The sequence below is a fragment of the Peribacillus sp. FSL P2-0133 genome, assembly GCF_037975445.1.
In the GTDB taxonomy this organism is placed as follows: domain Bacteria; phylum Bacillota; class Bacilli; order Bacillales; family DSM-1321; genus Peribacillus; species Peribacillus simplex_E.
The window spans coordinates 60,942-73,213 of sequence record NZ_CP150254.1 but is presented as its reverse complement, the minus strand read 5'-3'; the positions used below and the strand labels follow the sequence as shown (position 1 = coordinate 73,213).

The 12,272-nt window shown below is 41.3% G+C and carries 12 protein-coding genes and 2 tRNA genes; 2 read left to right on the top strand and 12 right to left on the bottom strand.

What is annotated here, in order from left to right; translation table 11 throughout:
• Positions 1–139: 139 nt before the first annotated feature.
• Both MKY17_RS00395 and MKY17_RS00390 read left to right on the top strand, forming a co-directional pair.
• A tRNA-Met gene (locus tag MKY17_RS00395) sits at positions 140–213 on the top strand.
• Between the two features lie 19 nt (positions 214–232).
• Positions 233–304: transfer RNA gene (locus MKY17_RS00390), tRNA-Glu, on the top strand.
• A gap of 165 nt (positions 305–469) precedes the next feature.
• Here the strand turns inward: MKY17_RS00390 and MKY17_RS00385 are convergent.
• The 12 genes from MKY17_RS00385 to MKY17_RS00330 all read right to left on the bottom strand — a co-directional run bounded on the left by MKY17_RS00385 (position 470) and on the right by MKY17_RS00330 (position 12,234).
• Positions 470–925 carry a S1 domain-containing RNA-binding protein gene (locus MKY17_RS00385; RefSeq protein ID WP_034316303.1) on the bottom strand — a complete coding sequence of 152 codons (456 nt, stop codon included), beginning with the start codon at positions 923–925 and terminating at the stop codon, positions 470–472.
• Positions 926–1,006: 81 nt separating this feature from the next.
• Positions 1,007–1,393: a septum formation initiator family protein gene (locus MKY17_RS00380; RefSeq protein ID WP_098372669.1), complete on the bottom strand. Its 387-nt coding sequence runs from the start codon at positions 1,391–1,393 to the stop codon at positions 1,007–1,009.
• 13 nt (positions 1,394–1,406) lie between these two features.
• The gene (yabQ, locus tag MKY17_RS00375; RefSeq protein ID WP_098372668.1) at positions 1,407–2,039 is read right to left on the bottom strand and encodes a spore cortex biosynthesis protein YabQ; all 633 of its coding nucleotides are present in this window, start codon (positions 2,037–2,039) and stop codon (positions 1,407–1,409) included.
• Positions 2,036–2,344 (bottom strand): sporulation protein YabP, encoded by a 309-nt coding sequence (gene yabP / locus MKY17_RS00370; protein ID WP_034316308.1) that lies wholly within the window; start codon positions 2,342–2,344, stop codon positions 2,036–2,038. Before yabP ends, yabQ begins: the two co-directional genes overlap by 4 nt.
• Before the next feature lie 76 nt (positions 2,345–2,420).
• Positions 2,421–2,684 carry an RNA-binding S4 domain-containing protein gene (locus MKY17_RS00365; protein WP_034316386.1) on the bottom strand — a complete coding sequence of 88 codons (264 nt, stop codon included), beginning with the start codon at positions 2,682–2,684 and terminating at the stop codon, positions 2,421–2,423.
• Positions 2,685–2,707: 23 nt separating this feature from the next.
• The gene (mazG, locus tag MKY17_RS00360; protein ID WP_141993372.1) at positions 2,708–4,180 is read right to left on the bottom strand and encodes a nucleoside triphosphate pyrophosphohydrolase; all 1,473 of its coding nucleotides are present in this window, start codon (positions 4,178–4,180) and stop codon (positions 2,708–2,710) included.
• The gene (locus MKY17_RS00355) at positions 4,173–5,795 is read right to left on the bottom strand and encodes a polysaccharide biosynthesis protein (RefSeq protein WP_339201200.1); all 1,623 of its coding nucleotides are present in this window, start codon (positions 5,793–5,795) and stop codon (positions 4,173–4,175) included. The genes mazG and MKY17_RS00355 overlap by 8 nt, the downstream gene beginning before the upstream one ends.
• A gap of 222 nt (positions 5,796–6,017) precedes the next feature.
• Entirely contained in the window at positions 6,018–6,554 is a 537-nt protein-coding gene (gene spoVT / locus MKY17_RS00350; RefSeq protein ID WP_063235918.1) for a stage V sporulation protein T, read from the bottom strand.
• 187 nt (positions 6,555–6,741) lie between these two features.
• On the bottom strand, positions 6,742–10,278 hold the full coding sequence (gene mfd / locus MKY17_RS00345; RefSeq protein ID WP_339201199.1) for a transcription-repair coupling factor: 3,537 nt from the start codon (positions 10,276–10,278) through the stop codon (positions 6,742–6,744).
• Between the two features lie 162 nt (positions 10,279–10,440).
• Positions 10,441–10,671: an anti-sigma-F factor Fin family protein gene (locus tag MKY17_RS00340; RefSeq protein ID WP_034316319.1), complete on the bottom strand. Its 231-nt coding sequence runs from the start codon at positions 10,669–10,671 to the stop codon at positions 10,441–10,443.
• A 104-nt stretch (positions 10,672–10,775) separates the two neighbouring features.
• Positions 10,776–11,336, bottom strand: coding sequence for an aminoacyl-tRNA hydrolase (gene pth / locus MKY17_RS00335; RefSeq protein ID WP_098372664.1), 561 nt, complete (start codon positions 11,334–11,336; stop codon positions 10,776–10,778).
• Between the two features lie 259 nt (positions 11,337–11,595).
• Positions 11,596–12,234, bottom strand: a complete 639-nt coding sequence (locus MKY17_RS00330) for a 50S ribosomal protein L25/general stress protein Ctc (RefSeq protein WP_098372663.1) — start codon at positions 12,232–12,234, stop codon at positions 11,596–11,598.
• Positions 12,235–12,272 lie beyond the last annotated feature (38 nt).

Genomic DNA, 12,272 nt, shown 5'->3' with positions numbered 1-12,272 from the left:
AGTTTTTAGGTTATTTTTGCGGAAAATAACACGAATAAATAATCAGGAAATGGAAACCGACAAACTTTATTTTTTTTGTTGACATTTTTTCTTCACGACTGTAAGATATAACTTGTGCTTCAGTAGCACTTACCATTATGGCGGCGTAGCTCAGCTGGCTAGAGCGTACGGTTCATACCCGTGAGGTCGGGGGTTCGATCCCCTCTGCCGCTATCTTTCTCATGAAAATCACGGCCCGTTGGTCAAGCGGTTAAGACACCGCCCTTTCACGGCGGTAACACGGGTTCGAATCCCGTACGGGTCATCATATATCAAAAGCGCCTCTGCACACTTATATCGGTAAGTGTACAGAGGCGCTTTTTTTATGTCGTTGATAATTAAAAGAAGACAAGCCAGCAAGCTTGCCTTTATCTACACTATGAATAATTTCACAGGAAAAGTTGCTAAACTATTATTTTCAGCAGCAGTTTTATCCGCGTCTTCCTCCTCGACCTCCCCGTTTCGTTTCGGTGCTACGTTTAAGGGTCGTTAAGCGGTCTTCGCTATCTTTTAAGAATTTAGCCATTTTTTGCTCAAAGTTTTCTTTAGGTTGGAAACCATTACCTTTCGAGCGGAAGTCTTTGGAACGGCTGTCATTCCCTCTTCCTTGGCGCGGACGTGGTGTGTATGCAGGTTTTTGCTCAACTTCAGGACGGTCTATCGCTTTTTTTATGGACAAGCCAATCTTGCCATCTTTAACGTTGATGACTTTCACCTCAACTGTATCGCCCACTTTTAAATGATCATTGATATCCTTGACATAGTTATCAGCCACTTCACTGATATGGACCAGACCGGTTGAACCTTGAGGTAGCTCTACAAATGCACCAAAATTAGTTATGCCTGTTACTTTACCTTGTAACTTGCTGCCTACTTCGATTGACATAAAAAAAATGTTCCTCCTTAGAAATGTTAAAAAAATCTCTTCACACTATATTATAACGAAAGTAAAAAAACAGTGTCAATATTAGTCACTATCTTCCTTCCCTTTTGGAAGGGTAAAAATGATTTCACCTTTTTCAGATAAGAAATAATCCCGTCTGGCTATTTTTGCTATATAGTCGTCGTCATTAAGCTTTACGATTTCTTCTTTAAGAAGGGTCTCGTCTTTTTTCAATTCAGCTAACTTTCCCTTCAATTCTTCCTTTTGTTTAACTTTCTCATCCAGTGCAACATTTTGCGTTATGAGGGTGGAAACGGCAAAAATCAAAAAGACAGCGGCGAAAACTGAGTAAAGGGTTAATCTACGCATTAGACCACGCTTCTTTTTTTCTACGGTTTGTACTTTTTTCTCTTGTTGAGCGACGTAGGAATTTTCCATTTTTGCCACTTTCCTTTTACGCAGGCTACTCATTTTTTATCGCTCCTCATTTCTTTTTATTTCTCCATCCATTTAGCGTTCTAAATATAGAATTCTTTATTTTCAATAAAATCCCTTTTCCTTTATTATAAAACTTCCCGACGTTTTTCGTAACAAAAACCGGCAATAAATTCCATATATAAGTCAGAATCCATTTTAATGGTCTCCAGAATATAGTCAAAATAAAGAGAAGTATTTTCCCCGCCCATTTTAATAATACCAAAACGAACTTACCTATCCCGATGATGATGGCCAATACAGATACTAATACCCATTTTATCGGTAGAAATATCAGCATGTGAACCGAATTCGCTATAAATCTCGCCAACTTTATCACAAGTATGATCAAAAACTCTAATAAACGTTGATAGAAACCTTTGAAAAGTGCTTGATATGCTGAAAAACCGCATAATAAGGCCAAAAATAAATAGAGGCGAAACTCTCCCTCATTCACTAAAAACAAAACATAAAAAATAAGGAGACCCTGAATGATCCAGAAAAGGAAGTCATGGATGAATACAATCCACCTTTTCCTTTCTGAACGATTCAGGAACCGGCTATACGTATCCAGGGCAGCTCCAAAGCCACTGCCCATGCCTATCATCGCAAGCAACGTATAAAATTGGATCGTTAAGGTCATTTGAACAATTTGCCAAAGAAGCCTTTAGCTTTCTCCCCTGATTGCTCATCTAAATAAACAAGGTCGAAAATCTTTCCCTTAATGGAAACGATGCCTTTATCAACGTCTAAATTCTTCATTTGCAAGTTTTGGCCCCGGATAGATAAGAAACCCATTGACGTTTCGAGCAGAAATTCTTCATTATCGAAACTTTCAACTTGTTTGACACCGGTAATATCAAGTAAACGGCGGCCTTTCATCGTTACATCATGCTCTTGGGTCGTTCCTTTTGTGTAACCAGCATTCGGATCAATATATTGGCTCATTTTTTCATCCCTCACAGTACCACGGATTTTGTACAAGTGTATGTCCGTAAGAGTGGAATTAGAACCAAGCCTGTCCTTACTCCTCCGCTAGCTTTTCTTCCTTTACGATGGTATACATATCTGCAGCCGCTTCTTTTTTCGTCGTTTCTTGAATTTTATCGACACGGACCGTAACAAGCTTTTGACCGAACCTTACAGTCAACTCATCGCCATCTTTCACATTCGAACTTGCTTTGGCCTGTTGTCCGTTAATCGTGATTCTCCCTTTATCCGCAACCTCCTTCGCAAGTGTACGGCGCTTGATCAACCTTGAAACTTTTAGGAATTTATCCAATCTCATCGACATTCAAATCTCTCCCTTAATTAAAGTCCTTTAGCTTTTGCTTCATCCCAATATGAATCCAGTTCTTCCAATGTATAATCCTCAAATTTTTTGTTTGCCCTTTGAATGCACTCTTCTATATATGTAAAACGCTGGTGGAATTTCTGGTTTGCTTTGTAGACGGCTTCTTCCGCTTGTATGTCATAATAACGTGAAATGTTGACAAGCGCAAAAAAGAGGTCGCCCAGCTCTGATTTTATTCTTTCGACATCCCTGTTCGGGCTTAATATTTCCTCTTCCAATTCCTGCACTTCTTCCCTTACCTTTTTCCAGGCTTCGGAAACCTCATCCCAATCAAATCCAACCTTGGCAGCCCTTTTTTGATACTCTTCGGCCCGAAGTAAGTTTGGCAGCGATTTCTCAATACCATCCAGTATGGATTGCGGTGCTTTTGTTTCGCTCCCTTTTTCATCTTCTTTGATTTTCTGCCAGTTCACTAATACATCTTCCTCGCCGTTCACTTCAACATCTCCAAATACATGAGGGTGGCGTCGAATCATTTTTGCCGTAATGCCTTCAATCACATCATCTATCGTGAACATCCCCTCATCTTCACCGATTTGTGAATGAAGCATCACCTGAAGCAGCACATCCCCAAGTTCACCAATCATGCCCTCATCGTCCTCTTCATCGATGGAATCAATCAGCTCATATGCCTCTTCTATTAGATATTTCTTCAAGCTTTCATGAGTTTGTTTCTTATCCCAAGGACATCCGTCAGGACCTCTAAGTTCTGCAATGACCTGCCGCAGCTTAGAAAACTCCCTATATCGTAAAGCTTCTTCGCTAACAGGAGGGACATAAACACTCGTCAAGTTACTTAACTCCATCTGACGGTCGAGTTCGAAGAGAGCACATTTTGTCACTTTTTCCTGACTGCTTCCTGCCGCTGTAACGATATATACCTCGTAGTCATCCGGTAGCTTTTCCATTAAGGTCAGCTTCACATTGGATGCACTGAATGCGTCATATACCTGTCCGATTATCATATGCTGGGTAATGTGCAAATCATCTGGTGAAAGATCTGTTCCATCCAATAGCTGAAACCCTTCAATCGGGTCGATTCTAACAGCCTGAAACAAGGGATCAAGGAAACTTTGCCCGCCTTCCAGCTTAATGGCTATTCCAAGAGCCGGACCCTTTTCGAGCAAAAGCTGCACCGTTTTTTCCGCAACCATGGGATGCCCCGGAACTGCGTATAGAACGGAACGGTTCGAAGCCTCTTGTAATAATGTTCCGGCAATTTCTTCATATACAGCTTCAAATTGGTCGTGCTTTTCATATATCCCGTCAAACGCCGTGAAATTTATTCCTTCCCTTTTCAAATCCCCGATTACCGGATGATCAATCGTTCTAACGAAACATTGTTCTGTTTGTATCAATTTTTTATAAATCCCTAGAGGAAGCTGATCTAAATCGCCTGCACCAAGGCCTATTATCGTAATCTCATTCATGATTTCGTATACTCCTATTCGTTATTATAAATCGTTTAAGCTTTGAACCTGCAGGTATTAGTGAAAGTTCTTCTTCACTAAATAAGCCTGCACGTAGGGCGGTCATCACAAAAACGGCTGCACCGATTCCTACACCGATCAAAGCTTGGATCGTAGCTAACAACCGGCTATCGCCTGAGGACATCAATTCGAATAAGCCATTGAATAAAACAACCGCCGTACCCATGTAAACCGTACTCTTCAAGATTATTATCACGTGCTTCTTTTCAATTAATGTCTTTTTAATATGTACTCTCAATACCACATAAAATAATACAGTCATGAGCATGAAAGCAAGCACTGTTGCCAAGGCTGCTCCCGCGATCTTGTAATGGGGCACTAGAACAAGATTCAAAGCCCACTTGCTGCCCACCCCCACAAGCGTAATGATCACCGGTATGAACGAATAGCCTAAACTTTGAATCACTGCTGCTTCTGCCATTATGACGGATGTGAATAAAATCGATAAAGAGAAAATTGCTAAAGTAATCGTCCCTTTGGTGTCCATGAACAGCATATGATTGACAGGCTTCATCGTCACCACCAGGCCAATCGCGGCAGCGAGTCCTATCGTCGCACTTACACGAAGCGCCAATTTGATCTTATTCAATAATTCATGCTCACTTTTCCTCTGAACGAATCCGGATATTATAGGTACAAGCGCCAATGCAAAAGAATTAGCCACGACTGTACCTAGCTGAAGCAACGGCTGTCCTCGATCATATACCCCTTTCCATTCCTTGGCTTCCTTTTCCCCCATTCCCGTTTCCCTCAATAGGGAATACAGGTGCAGTGAATCGACAAACTGAAACAAGATAAGGATCAAGCCAGTTATGCAAAAGGCCAACCCTTGGAAAATCAGGGCTTTGGAAATTTTGATGAAATGTACCGGTTTGATTCTCATTCGTAAAAAAAGCTTCCATTCTTCTCTTAAAATAACGAAAGCAATAAGCAGGACCAGGCCAGTTATGCCGCCGGTTATCGAACCGAGGACTGCCCCCTCGCCGACCACATAAGGAGAGTAGCCCTGGTACACGAAAATTGTGGAAAGAACCAGTATCGTCAACACACGGATGCATTGTTCAGCGACCTGCGAACTTGCAGTCGGCAGCATGTCGTTTATTCCTTGAAAATAGCCTCTTAAAACAGATGAAATCGGCATTAATAGATAGGAATAGGCAACGATTCTCAGCAAACCGGCTAAATGCGGATCCTTCATCCATCCTGCAATCAAATCAGCTCCAAGGAATAGTGCAGCAAACATCATGACTCCTATCGAACTTAAGACGACGAATGAAGTCACTAAAATGTCCTTGACCGCAAAGTTATTTTTGGAAGATTCCCGTTCTGCAATAAGTTTGGATATGACAACCGGAAAGCCGAGTGTTGATAATGTAAAGGCAACACCGTAGAATGGATAAACCTGTTGATAGATATAAAACCCGATGTCACCCGCAATGTTCTGATATGGTATGCGATAGGCCGCGCTCAATACTTTTACGATAATCGCTGCTGCGCTCAAAATCAGCGCACCTCGAAAAAGTTCATTTGAAGTTTTATAAGGCTTTTCAGCCATTCTTTTTCCCCTTTTCACTCATATGTGGTAGTTATTATAGCATAATTCCAATGGTTGTTTTTCAATTCCTGCCATACTGTTAATTAGCTTCCATATTCACCTCGAAGAATATTCTCCGCCTCTTTATGTCTGCCCCCATCCGGTTAGCCTTTTAGAAAGAGCAAAAAGGACAGCGCGATTGCTGCCCTTTCCACCTTAAAAATTATAATGGCATGTCCAAGGTTACTGTTCCATTTGTCTAGCTAGGAAACTTGCTGCTGTTTCAACCGATTTCTGTTCCACTTCACCAATGGTACTATCTTTAGAGAAAATCAAGACGGCACCAATCGGGTCGCCACTCGCAATGATCGGAGCTGCAGTATAAGATTGGACCTCTTCATCATTGGAATCAACGAATGAAATTTGTCCGTTTGGAGACTCCAAAACAGGATTTCTTTCTTCCATGATTTTTTCCACTAGTTCACTAACGCTTTTATTTAAGTATTCTTTTTTGGAGCCGCCTGCAACTGCAATGTAAGTATCCCTGTCACAAATCATAACTGGGTTTCCAAGGCTATCATAAAGTGCTTCTGCATATTCCCTTGCAAAATCGCCTAATTCACTGATAGGTGAGTATTTCTTTAGGATGACTTCTCCATCTCTATCCACAAATATTTCCAGTGGATCTCCTTCACGAATACGGAGGGTCCTGCGGATTTCTTTCGGGATGACGACTCTTCCTAAATCATCAATTCGGCGAACGATACCAGTTGCTTTCATCTAATGTTGCCTCACTTTCATCTAATTGATTTGATAAATCCTCATTTTGTAGCAAAATCATCACCAGCTATTGTACTTAGTATTTTTCTAATGGTAAGTTCTATGCACTTTGAAAAAATTTTTCTTTTTGTTGCATTTTTTTACCATGGTACCTAAAAAAAATTCTCAAGAGGACAATCATTCAATTTTAGTTTTTAGTGGCTTGCGTCTCTTTTTTTACATACTGTAAACCCTTGGCCATCTCAAATAAGATATTAAGCCATTTGCTTTGTTCTACACCTTTTATGTGCAGGACCAGCTTCATTCGATTGCCGTCCATGCCAAAGCCAACCATACGGCCATACTTCGATCCCAGCTCGAACACCTTTTGTCCATCCACATCGCTGCTGACCTTTTCCCTAAGGAGAATGCTGATTTCCTGCTTTAATTGTTTAATGCTTTCAATTCCGGCCTTTTCAGCATATACCTTCATTTCGGCAATCATGAATAAATAGGAAACTTCTTCTGGATATTCTCCGAAACGATCGATCATTTCATCCTGTAATTCTTCCACTTCTTCAAGCGAAGCAATCCCTCTGAACCTTTTATACATTTCTATTTTCTGATGTCCATCCATTATGTAGGCATCAGGGATGTAAGCATCCACTTCAACGTCAATTTCCAGGGTGTTCTTTTCTTCGGCTGGTTGGTCATTACGTTTCGCATCTACAGCTTCTTTCAACATTTGTGAATACAGATCAAAACCAACTGAATCGATGAAGCCATGTTGTTGAGCCCCTAGAATGTTTCCAGCTCCCCTGATGGATAAATCACGCATTGCGATTTTGAACCCTGAACCCAATTCTGTAAATTCCTTAATGGATTGAAGACGTTTTTCTGCCACTTCCGTCAACACTTTATCTTTCCTATAAGTGAAGAATGCATATGCCACCCGGTTGGATCGCCCTACACGGCCACGCAGCTGATAGAGCTGTGAAAGTCCCATTCTATCCGCTTCATTCACTATAAGCGTATTGACATTCGGGATATCAACACCCGTCTCTATAATGGTTGTACTTACCAAAACATCATATTCGCCTTCTAAAAAGCCGAACATGACGGCCTCCAGTTCTTGCTCTGTCATTTGCCCATGAGCATAGGTGACACGGGCATCGGGCACCAGCATGGAAATTTCTTCTGCTTTTCTTGCTATATCCTCTACCCGATTGTAAAGGAAATAAACCTGACCCCCCCTGGCCAATTCCCGTTCTATGGCCTCCGTTACCAACGAGCCATTATACTCCATGACATAAGTTTGGATCGGGAACCTGTTTTCAGGCGGAGTTTCGATTACGGACAGGTCCCTCACGCCCAACATGGACATATGAAGGGTCCTCGGAATCGGCGTCGCAGTCAAAGTCAGTACATCCACATTAGTTTTTAACCGTTTAATCTTTTCCTTATGTGTAACGCCAAAGCGCTGTTCTTCATCAATGATAAGCAATCCCAAATCGCGGTACACGATATCTTTGGATAAAATCCTATGTGTGCCAACCACAATATCCACCGTGCCGGCCTTCAATCCTTTTATCGTCTCCGTTTGCTGTTTTTTAGTCCGGAAACGGCTCATATGACCAATCGAAATGGGATAATCCTGAAAACGCTCCCTTAATGTTTCATAATGCTGCTGGGCGAGGATTGTGGTCGGAACAAGAAATGCTACCTGCTTGCCATCCATTATGGCTTTAAAAGCGGCCCGGATCGCCACCTCTGTCTTCCCATATCCAACATCGCCGCATAATAAACGATCCATTGGCCGTTCACGTTCCATATCCTTTTTGATTTCGACTATGGAACGTAATTGATCTTCCGTTTCGTTATAAGCGAATGATGTTTCGAATTCTCTCTGCATATCACCATCAGGTGAAAAGGCATAGCCCTTTGCCGCTTCCCTTTCTGCGTATAACTTGATTAAATCATCGGCAATGTTCTCAACGGATGATTGAACCTTACTTTTGACACGTTTCCATTCCGTTCCGCCTAGCTTATAAAGCTTCGGTTCTTTCCCTTCAGAACCGACATATTTTTGGACAAGATCAATTTGGTCGACAGGAACATACAATTTGTCATCCGCTTGATAACGAATATTCAGGTAATCTTTATGGACCCCATTTATCGTAAGAGTTTCAATGCCCAAGTATTTACCGATACCGTGGTTAACATGAACGACATAGTCACCGATCTTCAGTTCGGAATAACTCTTGATTCGCTCCGCATTCGATAGTTTTTGTCTCCGTATTGATTTCTTTGACTTCTTATTAAACAATTCCGTTTCCGTAATGATACTGAATTTTTGCATAGGTAATTCAAAGCCGCTATTTAGACTGCCGCGTAAAATCTGTACTTTACCTGGAAGAATGCTGTCCGCATTAAACAGTTCTGCGGCCTCTATATCATAATCGGCTAAAACCGCATGCAGCTTTTTTACCCGTTCTTCATCCTGTCCAAGTATGACGACTGTATATTTCCCTTTTCTCCAACGTTCCAGTTCAGCTTTGAATACATTCATCTGTCCATGGAAATTTTGCATTTGTTTACTGGCAAAATTCAGGATATTCTGAGGATTCGTATGCGGTACATGCCGTAAAAACAATGAAAGGTATACAAACGGCCTGCTGGATTTCATTATTAATTCCTGCATGGGATGGGCTAATTTAATGTCATGGATAATTTGTCCCTGACTTAAAAGATCCGTGTACCACCCAGCCTCTTCTTTTTCCAAAGAATCATTGATTTCCTGGATTCTACTGATTTCATCCAAGAAAACCAAACCATTTACCGGTAAATAATCTATTAAACTAGCTGGATCTTCATACGCTAAACTTAAGTATTTAAAGATTTTGTCGGGTATATTCCCCATTTTCAGCTGTTCAAGTTCATAACTGATCGTTTGAACCAGCTGTTCCTTGGTTTTCTCGTCTTTAAGTTTCTTCAAGCTTTTACTTAATCCGCTCTCGAGCCTTGTTATGATTCTTTCGATATGCTCCGTCTCTAGCAAAGCCTCACTGACGGGACCAATCGTCACTTTCTTGAGTTTCTCTATGGATCGCTGATCTTCGCTTGAAAAGGTCCTTATTGAATCTATTTCGGTATCGAATAATTCAATTCGTATTGGATTAGGTTCGGTGATCGGATAAATATCGATTATACCGCCCCTGATACTGAATTCACCTGGAGAAGCAACCATTTCAGACCGGTTATAACCCATGGCAATGAATTTATTAAGCGTTGGTTCAAGCTCGATGTCTTCCCCTAAATTAAAGATAAGCTGATGCCTCTTCCAAATATCCTTTGGAGGAAGCACACGACGCACCCCGGGAATTGGCGCAATGACAATCCCTTTCTTTCCCTCCGCCCAAAAGTTCAATGCCTCTACACGTTGGGCCCTTAATTCCGGGCTGGCAACACTCAAATCAGCCGCAATCAATTCATTGGCTGGATATATATATAATTCTTCCTCGGGAATGAAACTGGATAAGTCCTCATGGAATTTTTGTGCTTGCAATAAATTATGGGTAACTAATAAAATAGGCCTATTCGTCTTTTCATATACGGAAGCCAGCAATAGTGATCTCGAGGAACCTGTCAGACCAGAGACGATCTGCTCCTTAAGTCCTTCATCGATGCCGGCTATTAACGAATGAACATCATCTTGTTTGGAGAACAAGTTCTGCAATCCATTCATTTTCTTTCCCCCCTCTCTATAACGTGCGAAAAACCATTTGAAACCTTTTATTTGAACTTGGCCATTTCACCAAGCGTCCTCTTTATTAACGGCAATTTTATGTGCCCTGGCATTCCAGACAAACGGAAAAATGCTTTGGATTTTGTCCAAAGCCCTCTCCCGCTAATGAATAATATAATCGTTTTCATATAAATCAGGGTTTCTTTGCAGCGATTCATGGCAATCTTCACATATCGCCCTTACATGCATATCCCCTTCAGAATCATAAACGATCATCTCTTGTCGCTCTTCATCGGTAAGTTGATTAAAACCTAACTGCTCCGTACTCAGTGAGTGTGCCTCGATTGAGCCCAGCTTAGTTCCGCAATGTCGGCATCGATAATGGAGAGCCATTTGGTAACCCCCTATTTTAGTAATAGTGTTAGTATGTACAAAAGTAGAGGGGTTTTATTCAGCGAAACAGGAAGTATTATTCTTTACTTATATCTACTCTCTGCTTATTGGTTATATTCGTTCATGACCTGTATAAATGGCTTTTCCATCCAGGCTTCACAAGAAGCTGCGCTTTTTTCGATCGTTGCCCCGACATGATCCCATTCTTCAGGCGAAAAACGCCCCAATACATAATCAGATACCGGAATGCGGCCAATCGGGCGGCCAATGCCTATTCTGATTCGATTGAATTCTTGCGTACCCAAATGGGCAATTGAAGATTTTATCCCATTATGACCTCCTGCACTACCTTTTTGACGAAGGCGAAGCTTCCCTGGAGGCAAATCAAGGTCATCATATATAATGACCACATCCGCGATATCCACCTTAAAGAAATGCATGACAGCCGAAATGGATTCTCCTGACAAATTCATGTAGGTTAATGGTTTAAGCAATAAAACTTTTTCTCCCTTTACCATTCCTGCACCATATATTCCCTTATGTTTTGCTTGATCAAGGGGAATCGACCATCTTTTGGATAACTCATCTATTACTTCAAATCCGACGTTATGCCGGGTTTTTTCATACTGTTTACCTGGGTTCCCTAACCCTACAATAATTTTCATGATTCACACTCCGTCATTACGGTTATTTAGGGAGTTACGCTGGGACGAAGTTTTTCCAAGATCATTGGTCTTAGAAAAATAGTACCCTAATTTCAAGCTGGCCTGCAAGCGACAGGAGAACTAATTAGGAAAAATCCTAATTAAAGGAATCCGTTACAAAAAATGGTCCGGTTTAAATTGATGCATCCAGAGATTGAAAAGACGTAACTCGTTAAGAGCTACGCCTATTATATCACGATTCACTTGTTTAATCCCGGCATCATGACTCTGGTGATGCCTTGGTTTCCCTGCCTTCTTCATTTTGAGGGATACCGCCATCCTGCTGTTCACCTGTACTGATTTCCTCTTCCTGACGAGGAGCCAAAACGGATGCAACAACTTCTTCACCATCATTGTCGATTGTAACTTGTTTATTCGTTTGGATATCGGATATGTAGATTGTATCCCCTACCTGAAGTTCGGTAACGTCAACATCGATGGAGTCAGGAATGTCATTAGGTTTAGCCGTAACCGTGACTTCATGAAGTGACTGCTGAAGGACCCCACCGTCTTTCACGCCTTTACAAACACCGACAAGGTTAATGCGAACTTGCGCTTGTAATTGAGCGGACATATCTACAATTAAAAAGTCTGCATGATAAATGGAGTTCTTTATTGGATCCTTTTGATAGTCAGAGAGCATGACTTTATAACTCGCACCCTCCAATTCCAAAGAAATGATTCCATTACGGCCTATTTCCTTGATTGTCTTTTGAAGCTCGATATTATTGACTGAAATGGACGTACTGTCATTTTTATTGCCATATACTATCGCAGGGATCTCGCCGCTTTCCCTCAAATTCCTTAAATTAGAGTGTTTTGAATCCGTACGTTCTTTTGCAGCTAATATATTACTCATACATCCTCCGCCTTCCTGAATATGAATTGCAAGTTTCT